The 19892-nt window shown below is 63.8% G+C and carries 18 protein-coding genes; 8 read left to right on the top strand and 10 right to left on the bottom strand.

Going from position 1 to position 19892, the window contains the following annotated elements; all coding sequences use genetic code 11:
* Positions 1–107: 107 nt before the first annotated feature.
* Positions 108–605: a spore coat U domain-containing protein gene (locus ACIROY_RS05285; RefSeq protein WP_402277571.1), complete on the top strand. Its 498-nt coding sequence runs from the start codon at positions 108–110 to the stop codon at positions 603–605.
* A 179-nt stretch (positions 606–784) separates the two neighbouring features.
* Here the strand turns inward: ACIROY_RS05285 and ACIROY_RS05280 are convergent, their stop codons facing one another.
* Positions 785–2230 (bottom strand): PLP-dependent aminotransferase family protein, encoded by a 1446-nt coding sequence (locus tag ACIROY_RS05280; RefSeq protein ID WP_402340280.1) that lies wholly within the window; start codon positions 2228–2230, stop codon positions 785–787.
* A gap of 343 nt (positions 2231–2573) precedes the next feature.
* On the opposite strand from ACIROY_RS05280, the gene ACIROY_RS05275 reads away from it, so the two are divergent.
* Positions 2574–3638, top strand: coding sequence for an AraC family transcriptional regulator (locus ACIROY_RS05275; protein ID WP_402340277.1), 1065 nt, complete (start codon positions 2574–2576; stop codon positions 3636–3638).
* Positions 3639–3648: 10 nt separating this feature from the next.
* On the opposite strand, the gene ACIROY_RS05270 is transcribed toward ACIROY_RS05275, so the two are convergent.
* Positions 3649–4398, bottom strand: coding sequence for a CDP-diacylglycerol diphosphatase (locus ACIROY_RS05270; protein WP_402340274.1), 750 nt, complete (start codon positions 4396–4398; stop codon positions 3649–3651).
* A 160-nt stretch (positions 4399–4558) separates the two neighbouring features.
* Between ACIROY_RS05270 and ACIROY_RS05265 the strand changes: the two genes are divergently transcribed.
* Together ACIROY_RS05265 and ACIROY_RS05260 are read left to right on the top strand one after the other, a co-directional pair.
* Complete coding sequence (locus tag ACIROY_RS05265) at positions 4559–5401, top strand: aldo/keto reductase (protein ID WP_402277579.1); 843 nt, start codon at positions 4559–4561, stop codon at positions 5399–5401.
* 89 nt (positions 5402–5490) lie between these two features.
* Complete coding sequence (locus ACIROY_RS05260) at positions 5491–6222, top strand: 2OG-Fe(II) oxygenase (protein ID WP_402340272.1); 732 nt, start codon at positions 5491–5493, stop codon at positions 6220–6222.
* Positions 6223–6289: 67 nt separating this feature from the next.
* Here the strand turns inward: ACIROY_RS05260 and ACIROY_RS05255 are convergent, their stop codons facing one another.
* From ACIROY_RS05255 to ACIROY_RS05225, 7 genes are all read right to left on the bottom strand, one after another.
* Positions 6290–8410 carry a molybdopterin cofactor-binding domain-containing protein gene (locus ACIROY_RS05255; protein WP_402340270.1) on the bottom strand — a complete coding sequence of 707 codons (2121 nt, stop codon included), beginning with the start codon at positions 8408–8410 and terminating at the stop codon, positions 6290–6292.
* Between the two features lie 10 nt (positions 8411–8420).
* Positions 8421–8885, bottom strand: coding sequence for a (2Fe-2S)-binding protein (locus ACIROY_RS05250; RefSeq protein WP_053200521.1), 465 nt, complete (start codon positions 8883–8885; stop codon positions 8421–8423).
* Positions 8886–9158: 273 nt separating this feature from the next.
* Positions 9159–10172 carry a S1C family serine protease gene (locus tag ACIROY_RS05245; RefSeq protein WP_402340268.1) on the bottom strand — a complete coding sequence of 338 codons (1014 nt, stop codon included), beginning with the start codon at positions 10170–10172 and terminating at the stop codon, positions 9159–9161.
* Positions 10173–10215: 43 nt separating this feature from the next.
* Entirely contained in the window at positions 10216–11688 is a 1473-nt protein-coding gene (locus ACIROY_RS05240) for a PDZ domain-containing protein (RefSeq protein ID WP_402340265.1), read from the bottom strand.
* A gap of 363 nt (positions 11689–12051) precedes the next feature.
* Entirely contained in the window at positions 12052–13353 is a 1302-nt protein-coding gene (locus ACIROY_RS05235) for an LLM class flavin-dependent oxidoreductase (RefSeq protein WP_402277590.1), read from the bottom strand.
* A gap of 33 nt (positions 13354–13386) precedes the next feature.
* Positions 13387–14178, bottom strand: a complete 792-nt coding sequence (locus ACIROY_RS05230; protein WP_402277592.1) for a MetQ/NlpA family ABC transporter substrate-binding protein — start codon at positions 14176–14178, stop codon at positions 13387–13389.
* Positions 14179–14429: 251 nt separating this feature from the next.
* Positions 14430–15248, bottom strand: coding sequence for an IclR family transcriptional regulator C-terminal domain-containing protein (locus ACIROY_RS05225; protein WP_402277594.1), 819 nt, complete (start codon positions 15246–15248; stop codon positions 14430–14432).
* Positions 15249–15451: 203 nt separating this feature from the next.
* On the opposite strand from ACIROY_RS05225, the gene pcaH reads away from it, so the two are divergent.
* The 4 genes from pcaH to pcaD are packed head-to-tail and all read left to right on the top strand — an operon-like array spanning position 15452 to position 19365.
* Positions 15452–16144, top strand: coding sequence for a protocatechuate 3,4-dioxygenase subunit beta (gene pcaH / locus ACIROY_RS05220; protein ID WP_402340262.1), 693 nt, complete (start codon positions 15452–15454; stop codon positions 16142–16144).
* A gap of 16 nt (positions 16145–16160) precedes the next feature.
* A complete protein-coding gene (locus ACIROY_RS05215; RefSeq protein WP_402340259.1) occupies positions 16161–16679 on the top strand; it encodes a protocatechuate 3,4-dioxygenase in 519 nt (172 codons plus the stop codon).
* An 18-nt stretch (positions 16680–16697) separates the two neighbouring features.
* Complete coding sequence (locus ACIROY_RS05210) at positions 16698–18089, top strand: lyase family protein (RefSeq protein ID WP_402340257.1); 1392 nt, start codon at positions 16698–16700, stop codon at positions 18087–18089.
* A 7-nt stretch (positions 18090–18096) separates the two neighbouring features.
* Complete coding sequence (pcaD, locus tag ACIROY_RS05205; RefSeq protein WP_402340254.1) at positions 18097–19365, top strand: 3-oxoadipate enol-lactonase; 1269 nt, start codon at positions 18097–18099, stop codon at positions 19363–19365.
* A gap of 79 nt (positions 19366–19444) precedes the next feature.
* Here pcaD and ACIROY_RS05200 read toward each other — a convergent pair whose 3' ends face one another.
* Complete coding sequence (locus tag ACIROY_RS05200; RefSeq protein WP_402277604.1) at positions 19445–19885, bottom strand: type II 3-dehydroquinate dehydratase; 441 nt, start codon at positions 19883–19885, stop codon at positions 19445–19447.
* Positions 19886–19892: the final 7 nt, after the last annotated feature.

The raw sequence follows: 19892 nt of genomic DNA, 5'->3' as shown, positions 1-19892 counted from the left end.
CCCGATACCGACAAAGATGGTGAAAACATAAAGTTCACCTGTGCCCGGCGAATTCGAAATCCTCGTAATGGGACGAGGATGAAACAGCCGGATCAGGAGAAAATGCCATGTTGAACATCAAGAAAAACCGCATCATCGCCGCTGCTCTCGCTGCTTCCCTCATGATTTCCGGCGCTCCGGTGTATGCCGCCACGGCAACCGGCTCGCTGGTCGTGACCGCCACCGTGCTGGCGTCCTGCACCGTGGTCGGTTCGACCGTCGCCTTCGGCAACTACACCAGCACACAAGTGGACCAGACCGGCAACATCGCCGTGCTGTGCACCAACGGCACTTCCTACACCATCGGCCTGGATGCAGGCGCCGGCACCGGCGCCACCACCAGCGCACGCAAGATGACCGGCTCGCTGGGCGGCACACTGAACTATGCGCTGTATCGCGATTCCGGCCGCACCAACAACTGGGGCTCGACCATCGGCACCGACACCCAAGCCGGCACCGGCACAGGCCTGCTGCAAAACCTGACCGTCTACGGCCGCATCGCTTCCGCCCAGACACCATTGGCCGGCGTCTATACCGACACCGTCACGGTTACCCTGACTTACTAAGCAATCAGGCAATACCGAAATACCGCAGCTCCTCAACTCGCTTCATTTCTTCGACGGCCCGGCACGCGCTCACTGCGCGATCAGCGACATGCCAGGGCGTCGACTGCCAGGTACGTATCTGCTGCACCCCAAACAGATTTCCTGAATCGCCTGCGCGTCCGGCCTGAACCGGCCTTGCCTCAGCCGTCGAGCGCCTTCTTCAGGCGCTGCGCCAGCCGCTTCGCCATGGCGGCGTCGACCACGTTGGCAAAGCCGAGCAGCAGGCCGCGCTGCGGCTCGGCGTCGAGATACCAGCTGGACAATGACTTGATGCCGAAACCGGCGGCATGGGCGCGCCCGACCAGCAGCACGTCGTCTTCCTGCGTGTCCAGCCTGGCGACGATATGCAATCCGCCCGGCTGCAATTCGATCTGCAGGCGGCTGCCGAAGGCCTGCTCCAGCGCGCGCACGAAGAGCGCGCGACGCTCGGCGTACAGCAGGCGCATGCGCTTGAGGTGGCGCGAGAAATGTCCCTGGGCGATGAAGTCGGCGACGCCGGCCTGGAACAGATACGGACATCCCGCGTTGAGGCTGGCGCACACGGTCTGGAAGCGTTGCACCGCACCGACCGGAACCACCACATAAGAGAGCCGCAAACCCGGGAACATCACCTTGCTGAAGGTGCCGCAATAAATCACGCGGTCGGCGCGGTCGAGGCTCTTGAGCGCCGGTAGCGGCCGCCCCTGGTAGCGGAATTCGCTGTCGTAGTCGTCTTCGATGATCCAGCTGCCGGCCTTGCCGGCCCATTCCAGCAAGGCCATGCGCCGTTCCAGCGACAGCGTCACGCCGAGCGGGCTCTGGTGCGACGGCGTCACCAGCGCAAAGCGCGCATCGGGCGCGCGCCGCACGCCCTCCTCCACCATCAGGCCGTGTCCGTCCACCGGCACCGGCACCAGTTTCGCACCGGCATTGCGCAGGAACAGTTGCGCCTGCAGATAGCCGGGATCCTCGAACCAGAACACGTCGTCGGGCGTGGCCAGGCTGCGCAGCACCAGCTCCAGCGTGGCGCGATAGCCGGCGGTGACGAACACCTGTTCCGGCAGGCAGGTCACGCCGCGCGACAACCCGAGATAGGTGGCGATGCGTTCGCGCAGGGGGCCGTAGCCGGCCGGATCGGGATAGGCCATGGTGAGCGGCTCGCCGGTGCGCAGGCGATGGCCGGCGATGCGGTTCCAGACCTTGCGCGGGAAGGCGTCGAGCGCGGGCAGGCCGAGCTTGAGCGGCTCCGGCTCGCGCCCGTGATGCTCGCCCGGCGTGGGCGCCAGCGCGCCGGCGGCGGCCACTGCAAAACGGCCCGGCAGGTCGGTGACGACCGCCGGGGCCGGCAAGGCCGGCGACACCACCGTGCCGGCGGCGCCGCGCATCTGCAGGTAACCTTCGTCAGTCAGGATGCGGTACGCGGTCTCGATGGTGCCGCGCGCCAGGTTGAGCTCCGTCGCCAGCGCACGCACTGCGGGCACGCGCTGACCGGCGCGCAGATGGCCTTGAGCGATGGCGGTCTTGAAGCGTCTGCAAATCTGCAGGTAGATCGGCAGCTGCAGCGTGCGGTCGACGCTGAGTTCCAGGGAAGCGGGGGCGGTTTTCATGGACCAGTCGTTGGTACGTTTTTGAAGAGATGCGGGATGACAAGATAGTCGCACACTGCGAGCCGGGAGGCCATGGGCATGGCGCTCTGGCGAAATATTTCCCGACGAGAATCCAATGCCGGGATGTTGGCTTCACTCAACAAAATACGATGTGGCAATCATTTTTCTTTGCAGCAAGAACAGGATTGTTTAGAGTAACTGCATTGCACAAAAATCGCCGTCCCGCTACATCTCAGAACACCTCTTTTTATCGCCCGGCAATGATTCCTGCATCCCCAGCAGCCGCTTGCAGCGGCCTACTCTCTTCCACGGCGCCCGCATGTGCCGGCGACGGACGACGTCCATGACGCGCGAACATCAGGGCCTGGCGAGCCGCGTCATTGCGGCGCGCGGCAAGAGGCCATTGCACCTGCAGGCTGAAACTGCCGGCGAATCGCGCTTCACCCATCATCATTTCAGCGTCGCGCAGCAACCTATCGCGCTGCAGGCGCAGGCCTGGAGCGAACGCGTCAGCGGCCTGCTCGACACACCCATGTCACGCACGCAGCGCCAGCAAAGTTTCACCGGCGAGATGGATTCGTATGTCTTCAAGGACATGATCTATCTCGACTGCCGCACCGACCCGCTGGCGCAGGCGCGCACGCTGGCTAAAATCTCGTGCGACAACGTGCGCGACTTCGTCTTCCACGTCGCCGTGGAGGGCATCATGGAAACCCTCACCGACACCCGCCGCGAACGCAAGTCGACCCAATTCGTGCCCGGCATTCTGGCGCTGGACATGGGCCAGCCGATGCGCATGCTGCGTCCGACCTATGCGCATGTGCTGGCCTTCTTCCTGCCGCGCGCCACGGTCGAAGCGGAAATCGCCGACGCCGATGCGTTGCACGGCCAGGTGCTGGCCTACACGTCACCGCTGACGCGCCTGCTGCTGGCGCATCTGGTGGCGCTCAGCCAGGATCTGCGCAGCATGCCGCCCGCGGCGGCGGAAGAAGCCATCCGCGTCTGCGTCGACCTGCTGCTGGCTGCATTCGGCAAACAGCAGCGCCTCACCGGCAGCGCCCGCTCCGCCGCCCAGTCGGTACTGCGCGGCCAGATCCAGCGCCACGTCCAGAGTCACCTGTATCACAAGGATCTGACGCCGGAGAGCGTGCTGCGCGCCTTCGACCTGTCGCGGCCTACTCTGTATCGCATGTTTGAAAGCGAGGGCGGCCTCGGCACCTACATCCGCAATTGCCGCCTGCGCGAAGCCGCCGAAGAACTGGTCAGCCTGCGCCGCACGGCGGTCATGGAAATCGCCTACGGCCTGGGCTTCAGCAGCGCCTCCGACTTCACGCGCGCGTTCCGCCGCGCGTACGGCATGGCGCCGCAGGATTTCCGCGCACTCGGGCTGGACTTGCGCCAGTCCTGAGGCGGATGACTCAGCGCGCGATGGCGCAGTCGTGGTCGAGCAGGACTTCGGCGCTGCCGAATTCCTCACGGTCGAAATTGACCGGCATGTTGATCAGGTAGAAACCCTCGGCGCCGTCATCGAAGCGCGCCCCCGTCAGCAACAGCGACTGCGCGCCCATCGCGTTGGCGGCATGCTCGCTGCGCGCAGCAGCCAGCTTGAACGGATCTTGCGTCTGCAAGGCATCCGCGTCCAGCCGCATGACCCAATAGCGATGTCCCTCGAGCATAAAAGGCATCCATTTCCCCAAGGGATCGTGCCGGTGCGCGCGCAGCAAACCCGGCACGTCGCGGCGCATGCAATCGATATGGATGTGCAACTGTAGCTGGCTGCGCGCCGCGGCAGAGTTGATTTCCAGGCCGAGCTGGGCCGGTTCCAGCGGCCGTCCCAGCGCCGCGCCGACGCGACCGCGCTGTTCCCAGGCATAGCGCCAGTAATTGGGCCATTGCGGCTGCAGCAGTTCACGGCTTTCGATGCCGGTCAGGCGCACGGTCGGGATCAGCAGATACTGGCCCGCGCCGACCAGGTCCTTGAGGATCACGAAGCCGCGTTCGCGATCGACCATGGAGCATGGCGCGGGATCGCCGGACGCAAGGCTGTTGGGCAGGCATTTTCCGTTCGCGATCTGCCATAGTGCGTCGGGATTGGCGGCGTGAGCCGGAGCCGCCGCGGTGAACAGCAGAGCAAGTGTCAGAACAAGCAGCGGGGAGAGGATGCGCATGATCGATGTTAGTTGGTCCGGACGGCTAAGCTTAAGTGGTGAATATGTCGATGCCGTTACAGCAAGGCGATGCCCGACGATGCAAGATCTTAACCGCTGCTGCAAGACCCCGCCGGCTGCGCTACATTGGAGCCTTCGCCACTCGCACCACGGAGCCGCCATGAAACCCATCCCGACCATCACCCTCAAGAACGGCGACCGCGTTCCCGCGCTCGGCCAGGGCACCTGGAACATGGGCGAGTCGGCCGCGCGCGCCGCCGATGAAGTGCGGGCGCTGCAACACGGCATCGACCTCGGCATGACGCTGATCGACACCGCCGAAATGTATGGCGACGGCGGTGCCGAGAAGGTGGTCGGCAAGGCCATCGCCGGCCGCCGCGACGCCGTCTACCTGGTCAGCAAGGTGCTGCCCTTCAACGCCTCGCGCACAGGTACGGTCAAGGCTTGCGAAGCCAGCCTCAAACGCCTGCAGGTCGAACGCATCGACCTCTACCTGCTGCACTGGCGCGGCACGCATCCGTTTGCCGCCACCATCGACGCCATGGAAACGCTGATCGACCAGGGCAAGATCGGCGCCTGGGGCGTCAGCAACCTCGACCTCGACGACATGCAGGAGCTGCTCGAGCAGGACAACGGCCATCATGTGCAGGTCAACCAGGTCTTGTACAACCTGTCGCGGCGCGGTGTCGAGTTCGACCTGCTGCCCTTCGGCGCCGAGCAGAACATCGTCCTCATGGCCTATTCGCCGATCGAACAGGGCCGCATCCTCAAGGAACCTGCGCTCGCCGCCGTCGCCAAACGCCATGGCGCCACGCCGGCGCAGGTGGCGCTGGCCTGGACCCTGCGCCGCCCCGGCGTGATCTCGATTCCCAAGGCGTCGACGGTGCAGCACGTGCAGGACAATCGCGCCTGCCTGGACCTGATCCTCGATGCGACCGATCTTGCCGAACTCGACCGTGCCTTCGCGCCGCCGAAGAAACGCCGCCCCCTGGAAATGCTGTAGCCGAATTCGAAAGCAAGCGCCGGAGTGCCGGCGCCGCCTCGCCCTCTTACACTGAGTCCATAACGATTTGCAGACGAGAGGATGAAACAATGCATACCGCGGCCGACCACAGCAACTCCATCGTCCGGCGCGCCGATGCGCTGGATTGGCAGGACATCGCCACCGAACTCAATGAACATGGCTGCGCCCTGCTGCCTGGCCTGCTGCAGGCGGACGAGTGCGAAGCGCTGATCGCCGGCTATGCGCGCGATGAACTCTATCGCAGCCGCGTGGTGATGGCGCGCCATGGTTTCGGGCGCGGCGAATACAAGTACTACAGTTACCCGCTGCCCGATACCATCGGCGCATTGCGCGCCGCCTTCTATGCCCGCCTGGCGCCCCAGGCCAACCGCTGGAACGAAGCGATGGGCATCGACGTGCGTTATCCCGCCGCGCACGAGAACTTCATCGCGCGCTGCCACGCCGCCGGACAGCTGCGGCCGACGCCGCTGATCCTCAAGTATGAAACCGGCGACTACAACTGCCTGCACCAGGATTTGTACGGCGAACACGTGTTCCCTATCCAAATGGCGATCCTGCTGTCGGCGCCGGGGCGCGATTTCAGCGGCGGCGAATTCGTCATCACCGAACAGCGCCCGCGCATGCAGTCGCGCGCCGAGGTGGTGCCGCTGCGTCAGGGCGACGCGCTGCTGTTCGCCGTCAACGAGCGGCCGGTATCAGGCACGCGCGGTTACTACCGCGTCAAGATGCGCCACGGCGTGAGCCGCCTGCGCTCAGGCCATCGCTATACGGCGGGCGTGATTTTCCACGACGCGCTGTAAACAAAAAAACGCCTCCGTTTGCAGCGGAGGCGCTTCCTGATTTTGCTGCGCTTACTTCATTTTCCGCTCAAGCCGACTTGATATTGTCCGGCGACAGCGGAATCTTGCGCACGCGTTTCCCGGTGGCTGCGAACAAGGCGTTCGCCACCGCCGGTCCAACCAGCGCCGTGGCCGGTTCGCCGATGCCGCCCGGCTTCTCGGTGCTCTTGACCAGCGTGACGTCGATGCGCGGCATCTGCGACATGCGGATCACCGGATAGTCGTGGAAGTTGGTCTGCTGCACACGGCCCTTGTCGAGCGTGATTTCCGAACCCAGCACCGACGACAGGCCGAAGGCGATGCTCGATTCGATCTGCGCTTCCACCGTGTCGGGGTTGACCATGCGGCCGAGGTCGGCGGCCACCCACATCTTGTGCACGGTGATCTCGTTGTCCTTCACCGAAATCTCCGCCACCTGCGCCATGTAGGTGTCATAGCCTTCCATCAGGGCGATGCCGCGGCTGCGTCCTTTCGCCAGCGGCTTGCCCCAGCCGGCCTTGCTCGCGGCGATCTTCAGCACGTTGGCGAAGCGCGGCTGCTTGTCCAGCAGCGCCAGCCGGTATTGATAGGGATCCTTGCCGGCGGCTGCGGCCAGCTCGTCGATGAAGCTTTCGTTGGCGAAGGCGTTGAGCGCGTGGCTGACCGAGCGCCAGTAGCCGACGCGCAGGCCGCTGTCGTGTTCGATCAGTTCCTGCGTCATGTTGGGGATGTCGTAGCCGACCACCGCCGCTTCCGCCATGAACGGATCGAGCGTGCCCTTGGGCAGGCCGAAGGCGCGCTGCGTCACTGACTGCGAGGTCAGCTGGAAGGTCAACGCCACCGGCTTGCCGGCGGCGTCAAGTCCGGCCGCCATGCGATGGAAAGCCATCGGGCGATAGAAGTCATGGGTGGTGTCGTCCTCGCGGCTCCACAGCAGCTTGACCGGCTTGCCGACCGCCTTGGAAATCTGCGCCGCCTGCACCGCGAAGTCGTATTCCAGACGCCGGCCGAAACCGCCGCCGAGGAAGGTGGTCTGCACCGTGACGTCTTCCGGCTTGAGACCGACCGCCGCCGCGACGTTGCCCTGCGTACCTTGCTGGAATTGCGCTGGGCCGATCACCAGGCATTTTCCGTCCTTGTAGTCAGCGGTGAAATTCTGCGGTTCCATCGTTGCATGCGCCAGCAGCGGCGACCAGTATTCGGCCTGCATGGTCTTGGCGGCGCTCTTCATGGCGGCGTCGGCGTCGCCGGTTTTCTTGATCGGCGTCGGCGCATCCTTGGCGTTGCGGATGCCGTCCATCATCGAAGCATTGTCGATGGCGGCGCCCGCGCCTTCGTCCCAGGTGACGGTCAGGGCTTCGCGCGCCTTCTTGGCGCGCCAGTAGCTGTCAGCCACCACCGCCACGCCGTCGCGGATCTGCACTACGTCGATCACGCCCGGCATGGCCTTGGCTTTGCTCGCGTCAAAACTGACGACCTTGCCGCCGATCACCGGGCACTGCTCCAGCGAGGCGTAGACCATGCCCGGAAGCTTGACGTCGATGCCGAACACGGCGGTGCCGTTGACCTTGCGCGGCGTATCGAGGCGCTTGGTCGGCTTGCCGATGATCTTGAAATCTTTCGGATCCTTCAGCACCACGTCCTTGGGCACAGGCAGCTTGGATGCGGCGTCGGCCAGTTCGCCGTAGGTCGCCTTGCGCCCGCCCGGGCCGGTGACCTTGCCGTCAGCGGCCTTGAGCGTGGCGGCGTCGACGTTCCATTTCTGCGCCGCCGCCGTGACCAGCATGGTGCGCACCTGGGCGCCGGCCACGCGCAGCTTTTCCCAGCCGTCGCGCACCGAGGTCGAGCCGCCGGTGAGCTGGCCGCCGAGCAAGGCGTTGGTGTAGACCTCGCCGACCGGGGCGATCTCGACCTTGATCTTGCGGATGTCGACGCCCAATTCTTCGGCGATCAGCATCGGCATCGAGGTGTAGACACCCTGGCCCATTTCGGAGCGCGCGGAAATCAGCGTGATGGTGTTGTCGTCGGCAATGTGGACCCAGGCGTTGGGCGTGTGCAGCGTGCCGGCCGCCTGCGCTACGCTGACCGCGCCCGGCAGGCTGACGCCGAGCGTGAGGCCGCCGCCGACCAGCGCCGTTACCTTGAGGAAATCGCGTCGTGTGGTTGTCATGGCGATCTCCTCAGGCCTTGCGCATTTCAGCCGCGGCGCTCTTGATGGCGGCGCGGATGCGGTTATAGGTGCCGCAGCGGCAGATGTTGCCGCTCATGGCGTTTTCGATGTCGGCGTCGCTGGGATTCTTGTTGGTGCGCAGCAGCGCTGCGGCGCTCATGAGCTGGCCCGACTGGCAATAGCCGCACTGCGGCACGTCGTGCGCGATCCAGGCTTTTTGCAGCGGGTGGGAATTGTCTTTGGACAGGGATTCGATTGTGGCGACCTTCTTGCCGGCCGCTGCCGAGACCGGGGTCTGGCAAGAACGGATGGGCGCGCCGTCGAGCTGCACGGTACAGGCGCCGCAGAGCGCCATGCCGCAGCCGAACTTGGTGCCGGTCAGGCCGATTTCATCGCGGATCACCCACAACAGCGGGGTATCCGGTTCCGCTTTGACTGTGACTTGCTTACCGTTGAGGTTGAAGCTGGTTGTCATCTTTTAACTCCTCCGACGTCCTGTTGGGTAGAACATCGGGGAAGACGTCACTCCATCCGGATGTCCGTGCCTGGCGCAACCGGGAATGCCGGGGAGAATGGAGCGGAGACAATGTCGGAGCAGGCCCGCCGGATAGCGCGGCGGACGATTCCGTCTCGATTGCGTTTGCAGATCATAGGCTTATCCGCAGAAACTTGCAGGAGGAATTTTTCGCTATTCCCGCTTGTATACTGCGCTGGCAGCGGGATTGCGGCCGGCGCCATGATCGACAGTTCAGCGCGGCGCCACCTCCAGCGTCAGCTCATGCATCTTGCGCGCACGCCAGACGCGCAGCGGCACATTGAAGCCGATACGCATGGCATCGAGGATGGTCTGCGCTTCTGCACGTGAACGCACTTCCTGGCCGCCGATTTCGACAATCACATCTTGCGCGCGCAAGCCTGCCTTCGCTGCAGTGCCGCTCCTGGCGACCTCGCCGACCAGCGCACCTTGCGCGGGATTGAGTGCGAGTTTTTTCGCGGTTGCGTCGTCAAGGTCGCTCAATTGCAGGCCGATCGTTTTGCCTGCACCGGCAGCCGAGGCTGATGCGCCTGCTGGTGCGCTGACAGCGGCAGCCTTTGCAACAGTGCGGCGCGGCGGCGGTTTGGAGGCCGGCGTCCACGGCACCGAGACACGGCTGGAACTGAGGTTGCCGAACATCTGGCCCCACAGTTTGTCACGGGCGGCGTCGGCCTTGACGCGCGAGTCTTCGCCCTGGCACAGCGCGCTCGCCGGCTTGGGCGCGTAACGGCCTTTCAGGTAGGCGTCGAATTCCTTTTGCTCATGCTGCCCCTGATCGGCATACCAGTCCACATAGGCGAACACGGTCGAAAAGTAAATGGCGCCGACGCCGCCCGGCTCCGCGTACCAGCAAAAACCGTACATCGGCACTTCACCTGAAGCGGGCACCCTGGCAGGGATGCCGGCGACGCAACCCTGTTCGGCGCGCACCTGATTGATGGCGTCGACGTGCCAGCCGAAGGTCTTCCGGGTGAAGGCTTCCGTGGCGGGATCGTTTTGCGATTTGGTGAAGGTCTGCGCCATGCTCGCCAGGTAGGCGCAGTCATGGCCGCGATAAGCGGAGGTGCCGATGCCCATGCTTTCGGGCGTGGCATTGTTTTCGACGGTGCTTTGCATCGCCGACTGCATCATCGGCGAGACCACCGAATGCACGGCCATGCAGCCCGACAGCGCGATCGCGACGCAGGCGGTGGTGGGCCAGGCGAGCGCCCTCGGGAAGGTATTCATGAGATGTCCCTGAAATAGATGATCGGCAGCGGCTCAGTGCATCTCAGCGCGGTATCCAATAAACCGCCAGCGTGTCCTTGCCGGTCGTCGCCAGCGTCTGCTTGGTCGCGGCCGTCGCTTCATTGCGTGCATTGATGATGGCCTCGCGCGACTTGCGGCACACCGCATAACCGGGTGCATTGCCGAACTCGGCGCCAATGCCGCGCTCGGTCAGGTAGGCACGGAACTGCGCGCCGATGACCGGATTGATGTCCTCCGCAGCGTCGGCTGCCGACACCACGAATTCATAACTGACGGCGCCGGTTTTGGCGGCGGCATTGGCATTGATCCAGGCGAAGCAATAGCCCGGTGCGGCGCTCGGCAACAACAGTTGCGAGACTTGCGGATCGAGCGTGACCTGCGCATATTCCAGTTTGCGGTTGCGCCAGATGCCCAGCTTGATGGTGGAGGCCGCGGGCAGGCGTCCCAACAGTTGGGAGAGTTGCTCCTTGTTTTCGATTTGCCGGCCATTGAGCGAGACGACGACATCCAGCGTTCTGAGACCGGCCCGGTCCGCTGCGGCTCCCGGCAGCGCGCCGCCGATCAGGACGCCCTGCGGTCGCGGCAGGCCGAGCGCAGCTGCAATGGCAGGCGGCATGTTTTCCAGCACGCCGACAGCGCTCATGCCGTACTGCATGCCCATCCATCCATGCCCGGCCAGCAACGGCGTACTCATGGACGGCGCGGTATCGGGATCGGTGATCGCGATTGATGTAACTGGTGCGGCAGATGCAACTGATGCAGAAGCAGGCGATGCAGCGTGCTCGTCCTTGCTCACCACCACGGTGACGTTGCGCGTCTTGCCGGCGCGTGCAATGCGCAGCGGTGCTTTGTAACCGGGGCGCATGCGGCTGACGATCTGGTCGAACTCGGCCGGCGTCGACACCGGCTGGCCGTTGACTTCGACAATCACGTCGAGCGGCTTGATGCCGGCCTTGTCGGCGGCGCTGCCCTTCTTTGTCTCGATCACGAGCGCGCCCTTCTGATCGGCCATGCCCTGCGATTTAGCGATGGCCGGCGAGACGTTGTCGACGCTGATGTTCAGCGTGCCCTGATTGGTGTTGGCCGCCGCAGTGGAAGCGGCTGCCGCGGCGGGGCCGGTCAATGTGGATGCCGGATTCTTCGCCACCGTCGGCGGCTTGGCGGCAGGGCAGGATTTTTCGCCCTGGATCTGCCTGACGACGGAGAGGTTCATTTCGGCGACGGCGATGTCGACGCGATCCGCCTTGGCCTGGCCCTTGCGCAGGTCTTCCTGGTAGATCGGGATCATGCCTTCCAGCACTGAACAGTCGGCGGTGCGCAAGGACGTCAGTGTGATGTTGCGCATTTCGGGGGAAGTCATCTCGGCAACCATGTCGTAGGACGATGCCCGCGCCGACAGAATCATGTTGACCGGATCCAGCGCGCCACAGCCTGCCAGCAAGGACGCCGCCACCACACAAGCCGCGCAAGTCTTCCCCTTCAACACATTGATCATGTCCATCCCCGTCGTTATTTGATTTTGAATAAAAATAACAGCAGGATGCGGCGCATCCGGGATCAGGAAGACGGGAGAATTTTGCCCATGGAAATATTGGCTTGCAGCACATTTCCAATTCTGCGTTTCCATCAAGAAACGAAAGAATTTCCCCCATGCATCAAAGCGCCGCGCACTGTGCTTAGTCTTGCGCGTTGCACGCACCCTCTGCTGTTATTTTTTGCTTGCCGGCGATCTTAACATCGGAAAAATCCAGTGCCTATCACTGCTTCAACGCGATGCAATTCGTGGCGGACTTGCCACGCCTCGCAAAAAAATGCCGCCCGAAGGCGGCATCATCGATTGTCGGCGTCGCGCTCGCCGTCAGGCAATTCCCAGATGCCCGCGCAGCGTCGATTGTGCATACTCGGTGCGGAACACGCCCTTGCTTTGCAGCCGCGGCACCACGGCTTCGGTGAACTCATTCAGCCCGCCGGGGAAATGCGTGGGCAGGACGTTAAAGCCGTCACAGGCATTCGTCTGCAACCAGTTCGCCATTTCGTCGGCGATGAAATCCGGCGTGCCAACCATCGAATGGTGCGTGCGCGTTGCCGCCACCCGCGCGGCCAGTTGTCCGAGGTTCAGCTTGTCGTCGTTGGCAATCTTCATGATGTTCTGGAAGCGCCCTTTCTGTCCCTTGATCTTGTCGATGTCGAAGATGTCCGGCAACGGCGCGTCCGGGTCGAACGCGGAGAGATCGGTCTCCAGCCATTGCGACAAATACCTGATCGCGGCGACGGACAACACCTGGCTCTCGAGGAAGGCCTTCTTCTCTTTGGCTTCGGCAAACGTGTCGCCGATCACCGGGATGAAGCCGGGAAGTATCTTGATGTGATCGGAATTGCGTCCGAACTTCGCGGCCGTCTGCTTGATGTCGGCGTAGAAAGCCTGGCCCGCTGCGCGATTGACCACCGAGGCAAAGATCACGTCGGCGGTGCGCGCCGCGAATTCACGGCCCACGCCCGATGCGCCGGCCTGCACCAGCACCGGTTCACCATAGGCGGACGACGGCACGTTGAGCGCGCCTTCCACCGAGAAATGCTTGCCGCGATGATGAATCGCCCGCACCTTGGCGTCGTCGGCGAACTGCCCCGAGGCGCGGTCGAGCACCAGTGCGTCCGGCTCCCAGCTGCGCCACAGCTTTTTGACGACGTCGACGAATTCATCCGCCCGTTCGTAGCGCGCCTCATGCGATAGGGCTTTTTCGAGATTGAAATTGCGCGCCTCGGACTCGCGCATGGAGGTGACGATATTCCAGGCGGCGCGACCACGGCTGAGCAGGTTCAGCGTCGCGAACTTGCGCGCGACGTGATACGGATCGGTGTAGGTGGTGGAGACGGTGGCGGTCAGGCCGATGTGCGTGGTATGGGCCATGATGGCCGACAGCAGCACGATCGGCTCGAGCTGGAAGGTGGTGGTGTACGCCGTGTTGTTCTCCGGCAGCAGCGTCAGCGCGTCCGCCAGGAACACCATGTCGAATTTGGCCGCCTCGGCCGCTTTCGCCAGATTGATGCTGTAGTCGAGCGTGAAGAGATTGTCGCTGTCGGCGTCGGGATGGCGCCAGCCGGCGAAGTCATGCCCGGCCTTGTCGAGGAACAGGCTCAAGATCAGATTCTTTTGTGTCATGTCATTGCAGCCGTAGGGCCGTGATTGCCAAAGTTACCAGAGCACCTTGAAGGCGGGATATTTTTTCTGGATGTAATCCTTGACGGCCGGGCTGCGGAAGATGGCGACGAACTTCTGCACCTTGGGATCATCCTTGTTGTTCTCGCGCGCCACCACGACCTGGTGGAACAACGGATCGCGCAGGTCTTCCGTGACGAAGGCGGTCGATGGATCGATGCCGGCCGGAAGATAAACGTAAGGCGAGATCGCCGACAGGTAGACGTCATCCAGCGCGCGCGCCAGTTGCGGTCCTTCGAGCTCGACGATCTTTACTTTCTTCGGATTGGAGACGATATCGAAACGTGTGGCTTCGATGCCGACGCCGTCCTTCAATTTAATGACGCCGGCTTTTTCCAGCAGCAGCAAACCGCGCGCGCCGTTGAGCGGATCGCTGGCGATCGCAACCGAGGCGCCGACCGGCAGGTCGTCGATCTTCTTGAGCTTGCGCGAGAACAGGCCGGACTGGATGCTCCAGATCGACGCCACCGGCACCAGCTTCAGTTTGCGTTGCTTGAGCTGAGTGTTGAGGAAGGCGGTGTTCTGATAAAAGTTGACGTCCAGGTTGCCGTCGTTGAGCGCGATGTTGGGCGAAATCCAGTCGCTGATTTCAACGATCTGCACGTCCAGCCCTTGCGCCGCCGCTTGCTGCTTGACGAACTGGACGACGTCGATGGTCACGCCGGGGTTGAGGCCGATGCGGATGGTGTCATTGGCGTGCGCCGACACGGCGGCGGAGAACATGGCGACGGCCAGCGCCAGGCGCTGCAGTTTCTTGGAAAAAATCATGGCGGTTTTCTATGAGCTGAGTGCGCGCCCGCCGGGCGTCTTGCCCGAATCCGGATGCGTAGGTTTGAAATTGAATCCGGGCCTAGTGTAGGTCCCGGCGCCGGCTGCACCAACGTAGAAAACCGCGCTAGGTTATGCGGTTTTCATTGCAGTTGGAGAGCGGCAACAGCGAGATTGAACGAGCTCGCTTTTTGCGGACGTCGATGGCCATCGCGAAGGAGACGATGACTGCGGAGAAGGGGTAAATCAGGCTACAGCAAGGCACCTGCTTCGACTTGTATTTTCAGCAGCGCAGGCAGGCAGCGTTCAACCATGTCTTCCAGTTTCATGCGGGCGGCGTGCACGCTGATGTTCATCGCTGCGACCACATCGCCGCGGAAATTGCGCAGCGGCACGGCCATGGTGCGCAGGCCCAGTTCCAGCTCCTGATCGACCAGCGCATAGCCCTGCTCGCGCGTGCGGACGATCTCCTGTCCGAGCAGCACTTTGTCGGTAATCGTGTGCGAGGTGATCTGCTCGACGTCCAGCTTGTCCAGCATCTGCGCCATGCGCTGATGCGGCAGATTGGCCAGCAGGATGCGGCCGTTGGCGGTGCAATACGCCGGCACGCGCGTACCCGGTTGCAGCGTGGTCGACACCAGTTGGCCGGCGCTGACCGCCGCAACACACACCAGTTGATCGTGATCGAGCACGCCGCAGGACGCCGCCTCGCCCAGCGAATACGCCAACCGATACAGCAACGGTTGGACGATGCGCGGCAGGCGCGCCGAATGGAGGTAGGACTGGCCGAGGCGCAACACGGTCGGCGTCAGCGAAAAGGTCTTGTTGTCGTGCCGCATGTAACCGAGGTGGGTCAGCGTGATCAGGTAGCGGCGCGCGGCGGCGCGTGTCAGCCCGGTGCGTTGCGCGACTTCAGCAATGGTGAGGCGCGTGCGTTCCTGGTCGAAGGCCTCGATCACTTGCAGGCCTTTCTCCAGACCGGCGACGATATCGCGCTTGAGCGGTTGCCCGAGGCCGGCATCCTCTTCTGCCCTTGTCTGGCGTTGCAGTTCTGGTGTGATGGGAACCATGATTTCCTCGGCGAATGGCAAATGCGGAAAAGACCCTATTTGTGCGATTCTCGCACAAATAGGGCGAATGGCGAATGTTGTGCGCTGCTCCGCGCTTGTGGGCGCAAGGGCGTTTTCCCTATGATTTGCCCACCGCCCGCGGAACGTGCAGGAGACATCCCCATGCCGTTGCGGGCCAGCCGACAGCCCATTGAGGAGAGCCCATGCAATTCGACGCCATCGAACCCGGTGTCTATCCGGAACTGATCCATCCCGCCTACAAATCCACCCTCAAACGCGGCCCGACGCTGGCGCCGTTGCGGGTGCGCGACGAGCAGGCCACGACCACCAATCTGTTCGCCTCGCCGAAACTGATCCTGCCGCACGACATGGACCTGACCGCCCAGGGCAAGTGCGAACCGTTGGGGGAAAAGATCGTAGTCACCGGCCGCGTGCTCGATGAGGACGGCAAGCCGGTGCGCAATTCACTGCTGGAAGTCTGGCAATGCAACGCCGCCGGCCGCTACTGGCACAAGAAGGATCAGCACGACGCCCCGCTCGATCCCAACTTCACCGGCCTCGGCAAGATGCTGACCGACGACGACGGCCGCTATCGCTTCGTCACCATCAAGCCGGGCCCTTATCCCTGGGGCAACCATCACAAGGCCTGGCGTCCGGCGCACATCCATTTCTCGATGTTCGGCAACGTGTATGCGCAACGCCTGGTGACGCAGATGTACTTCCCCAGCGATCCGCTGTTCGAGTACGACCCGATCTTCCAGAGTATTCCGGATGCGGCGGCGCGCCAGCGCCTGATCTCGCGCTTCAGCCTGGAGCAGACCGTCGACGACAAGATGCTCGGCTATGAATTCGACATCGTGCTGCGCGGCCGCGATGCCACGCCGATGGGCCTTTGAACAATTGGACAACATCATGACAAGCAAGATCACCACATCGCAGACCATCGGTCCTTTTCCGCATGAAGCCTGGCGCTGGGCCGTCGACCTGACGACCGGCGTGGACAGCAGCGCATCGACCATCCGCATCACGGGCGCCGTCTTCGACGGCGACGGCGTCGCCATCAATGACGCCTGGATCGAAGCCTGGATGCCGGCCAGCGCATCGCAGGAAGCCGCGCACGCCATCCCCGGCTATCGCCGCGTACCGAGCGGCGAACAAGGCGGCTTCACGCTGCAGGTGTCGCAGCCGCCGGCGGCTGCGTCCGGAAAGCCGGCGGCGTACATCACCGTGTTTGCGCGCGGCCTGACCAAGCATCAGTTCACTGCCGTATTCCTCGAAGACGACGCCGGGCTGGCGCACTCGGCGCTGCTGGCTCAGGTGCCCGCGCAACGCCGCGATACCCTGATTGCGAAGAAGCAGGCGGACGGCTCCTATCTGTGGAACATCCATATGCAGGGCGCGCAGGAAACCGTATTCTTCGACTACACATAAGAAGCTGAGGAATTCCCCATGAGCGTTTCCCTGTTCGACAGTTTTCTGACCACGCCGGAGATGATGGCAGTCTTCGACGATGCCGCCATCGTCCAGGCGATGCTCGACTTCGAGGCGGCGCTGGCGAACGCCGAAGCCGCCGAGGACGTCATCCCCGCAGCCGCAGCACGTGCGATTGGCGATGCCTGCGATGTACATCGCTACGACATCGCGGCCATCGTCACAGCCGGTCGGCGCGCCGGCGCGCTGGCGATTCCGCTGGTCAAGGAGCTGACCCGAACCGTGGCGCTCGACAACCAGGAAGCGGCCGCGCACGTGCATTGGGGCAGCACCAGCCAGGACGTGCTCGACACTGCAATGGTGCTGGCCACGCGCAAGGCCTTGCAACTGATTGACGTGGAGCTCGACCAGTTGACCGCACACTTGCTGAAGCTGGCCGGGCAACATCTGTCCACGCCGGTGCTGGCGCGCACGCTGATGCAGCCGGCGCAGGTCACCAGCTTCGGCTTCAAGCTGGTCGGCTGGGCCGCGCCGCTGGTGCGCGCACGCGAACAACTGCGCGCACAATCCGCGCGCGCCCTGCAACTGCAACTGGGCGGCGCGGTCGGCACGCTGGCCGTGCTCGGCGACAAAGGCCCCGCAGTGGCGCAACGCATGGCCGACGCCTTGCAGCTGAAAAAGGCGGACGCCGCCTGGCACACCCAGCGCGATGAATGGGTCCGGCTCGGCATGGAAGTCGCAGTGCTCACCGGCAGCCTCGGCAAGCTGGCGACCGACCTCAGCCTGATGGCGCAAGGTGAAATCGCCGAGCTGGCCGAACCCGCCGGCAACGGCCGCGGCGGCTCCTCGGCCATGCCGCACAAACGCAATCCGGTGTCATCCATGATCGCGCTGGCCGCGGCCAACCGTGCGCCTCATCACGCGGCCGCCTTGCTGTCCGCCATGGCGCAGCAGCATGAACGCGGTCTTGGCAACTGGCAGGCGGAACTGGCCGAATGGCCGGCGCTGTTCCTCGGCGCGCACGGCGCTCTCAACGCACTGAATGACGCCTTCGCCGGACTGGTTGTCGACACCAACCGCATGCGCCGCAATATCGATGCGCTGCAAGGGCTGGTATTTGCCGAAGCGGCATCGATCTTTCTGGCGGGCGCCATCGGCCGTCCCGCTGCGCACGCCTTGCTGGAAAAACTTACGCAGCAGACCGTGGCGACGCAAGGCCAGCTGGCCGATGTGCTGACTGCGGCGATCAACGACGACGCTCAACTCGGCAAGCAGATCGACATCCGCCGGGTGCAAGATCTGTTCGATCCGGTTCAGGCGCTGAGTGCAGCGCGCACACTGGCGGAGCATCAATTGAAGAGCTTGCTGCAGCGCCGCCCGTCATCCCTTTTTCTTGACAAAAACGACTGAGACCACCATGAGCTTCGATCCTCTCGACCACGATTTCGAGCGCGGCATGCGCAATCGCCGCAGCGTCCTCGGCGATGCCTGGGTAGACCGTTCGGTGGCGGGCGCCACCAACTTCAACGCCGAGTTTCAGAACCTGATCACGCGCTTCGCCTGGAATGAAATCTGGGGCCGTCCCGGTCTCGACCACAAGACCCGCCGCATCATCGTGCTGGCCATCACGATTGCGCTGGGCCGCTGGGAAGAATTCGAACTGCACGTGCGCGCCGGCTTGCTGGGCGACGCCGCCACGCGCCTGACGCCCGATGAAATGAAGGAAGTGCTGATCCAGTCCGCCATCTACGCCGGCGTCCCGGCGGGCAACACCGCGTTCAGTCACGCCCAGCAAATCCTGCGTGAGGTGGGCGAGCAGATCGGCTACAAGGTCGAACCGCAGCGTCCGGCCGACACCTGCCATCCGGGCATCGGCAAACAGGGCCGCACGCTCTCTTCACCCGCGCTGCACTACACCGTGCGCGAGCCGCGCAACGGTCGCGCACCACGCCATACGGTGGTGCTGTCGCATGCCATCGGCGCCGACCTGATGATGTGGGACGGCCTGGCCAATCAACTGGCAAGCGATTGCCGCGTGATCGCCTACGATCATCGCGGCCACGGCAGTTCGGACAAGGGTGAAGGTGAGGACTTGTATTCGATGGCCGACCTGGCCGACGACGCCGCGCGCCTGCTGCGCGAACTCGATACCGGACCGGTAGTCTGGGTGGGCCTGTCCATGGGCGGCATGGCGGGACAGGAACTGGCGCTGCGCCATCCGGGACTGGTGCGCGCGCTGGTGCTCGCCAACACCACGTCGACCTATCCGGAGGCTGCACGCGAAGCCTGGCGGCAACGTATCGTCACGGTGCGCGAGCAAGGCATCGAGGCGATCGCCGACGCCGTCATGGGGCGTTATTTCCATGACGACTTCCGGGCCGGCCAGGCCGCCACCGTTGCCCGCTTCCGCGAGCGCCTGACCAGCACCGACGCGCAAGGCTATGTCGGCTGCTGCAACGCCGTCGGCAGGGTCGACACCACTGCACGGCTGGGCAAGATCACCGTACCGACGCTGGTGATCGCCGGCGCGCTCGACCAGGGAACGCCGGTAGCGATGGGACAGGCGCTGGCCGACGCCATTGCCGGCGCGCAGCTGCAGGTGATCGAAGGCGCTTCGCACATCAGCGCCGTTGAGCAGCCCGAAGCCTTTGCCGCGCTGGTCGGCGACTTCCTCGCGCAACTGTAAAAGACCTTCTCTGCGCTTCAAGAAAAAACGGGCTGTCCGAATCCATCCGGACAGCCCGTTTTCCCTCCCCCGAGTAACTTCAATTTTCCATCAACGCCGCGATCGCCCGAACCGCGATCGGATAACCTGCGGCGCCAAGGCCGCAGATCACCGCCCTGGCCGCGAGCGACACCAGCGAATGCCGATGCGCTTCGTCGCGCTGATGGATGTTGCTGATGTGCAGTTCGACCACCGGTTGCGACATCAGCTTCACGGCATCCAGCACCGGAATCGAGGCGAACGAAAATCCCGCCGGATTGATGATCACGCCGGCGTCGCGCTCGAAGGCTTCCTGCAGCCAGTCGACCATGACGCCTTCGTGATTGGTCTGGCGGAAGTCGCACTCCAGCCCCAGCTCTTTGGCCTCGGCCAGCGTGCGCAGGCGAATTTCCTCCAGCGTGGTGGTGCCGTAGATTTCCGGCTCGCGCTTGCCGAGCATGTTCAGGTTGGCGCCGTTGAGGACGTAGATAAGCTTGGACATAGATGAA

Source organism: Herbaspirillum sp. NPDC101396, from assembly GCF_044767365.1.
Classification (GTDB): domain Bacteria; phylum Pseudomonadota; class Gammaproteobacteria; order Burkholderiales; family Burkholderiaceae_D; genus Herbaspirillum.
Note: the sequence above shows the minus strand (reverse complement) of the source record. Positions and strands in the feature narration are given on the sequence as shown.

What these genes read in the sequence shown, in the direction of transcription:
- ACIROY_RS05245 (WP_402340268.1), bottom strand. Translation starts at nt 10,172, where the DNA reads ATGAATACCTTCCCGAGGGCGCTCGCCTGGCCCACCACCGCCTGCGTC.
- ACIROY_RS05240 (WP_402340265.1), bottom strand. Translation starts at nt 11,688, where the DNA reads ATGATCAATGTGTTGAAGGGGAAGACTTGCGCGGCTTGTGTGGTGGCG.
- ACIROY_RS05200 (WP_402277604.1), bottom strand. Translation starts at nt 19,885, where the DNA reads ATGTCCAAGCTTATCTACGTCCTCAACGGCGCCAACCTGAACATGCTC.
- ACIROY_RS05210 (WP_402340257.1), top strand. Translation starts at nt 16,698, where the DNA reads ATGAGCGTTTCCCTGTTCGACAGTTTTCTGACCACGCCGGAGATGATG.
- ACIROY_RS05270 (WP_402340274.1), bottom strand. Translation starts at nt 4,398, where the DNA reads ATGCGCATCCTCTCCCCGCTGCTTGTTCTGACACTTGCTCTGCTGTTC.
- ACIROY_RS05215 (WP_402340259.1), top strand. Translation starts at nt 16,161, where the DNA reads ATGACAAGCAAGATCACCACATCGCAGACCATCGGTCCTTTTCCGCAT.
- ACIROY_RS05265 (WP_402277579.1), top strand. Translation starts at nt 4,559, where the DNA reads ATGAAACCCATCCCGACCATCACCCTCAAGAACGGCGACCGCGTTCCC.
- ACIROY_RS05280 (WP_402340280.1), bottom strand. Translation starts at nt 2,230, where the DNA reads ATGAAAACCGCCCCCGCTTCCCTGGAACTCAGCGTCGACCGCACGCTG.
- pcaH (WP_402340262.1), top strand. Translation starts at nt 15,452, where the DNA reads ATGCAATTCGACGCCATCGAACCCGGTGTCTATCCGGAACTGATCCAT.
- ACIROY_RS05255 (WP_402340270.1), bottom strand. Translation starts at nt 8,410, where the DNA reads ATGACAACCACACGACGCGATTTCCTCAAGGTAACGGCGCTGGTCGGC.
- ACIROY_RS05285 (WP_402277571.1), top strand. Translation starts at nt 108, where the DNA reads ATGTTGAACATCAAGAAAAACCGCATCATCGCCGCTGCTCTCGCTGCT.
- pcaD (WP_402340254.1), top strand. Translation starts at nt 18,097, where the DNA reads ATGAGCTTCGATCCTCTCGACCACGATTTCGAGCGCGGCATGCGCAAT.
- ACIROY_RS05260 (WP_402340272.1), top strand. Translation starts at nt 5,491, where the DNA reads ATGCATACCGCGGCCGACCACAGCAACTCCATCGTCCGGCGCGCCGAT.
- ACIROY_RS05225 (WP_402277594.1), bottom strand. Translation starts at nt 15,248, where the DNA reads ATGGTTCCCATCACACCAGAACTGCAACGCCAGACAAGGGCAGAAGAG.
- ACIROY_RS05250 (WP_053200521.1), bottom strand. Translation starts at nt 8,885, where the DNA reads ATGACAACCAGCTTCAACCTCAACGGTAAGCAAGTCACAGTCAAAGCG.
- ACIROY_RS05230 (WP_402277592.1), bottom strand. Translation starts at nt 14,178, where the DNA reads ATGATTTTTTCCAAGAAACTGCAGCGCCTGGCGCTGGCCGTCGCCATG.
- ACIROY_RS05235 (WP_402277590.1), bottom strand. Translation starts at nt 13,353, where the DNA reads ATGACACAAAAGAATCTGATCTTGAGCCTGTTCCTCGACAAGGCCGGG.
- ACIROY_RS05275 (WP_402340277.1), top strand. Translation starts at nt 2,574, where the DNA reads ATGACGCGCGAACATCAGGGCCTGGCGAGCCGCGTCATTGCGGCGCGC.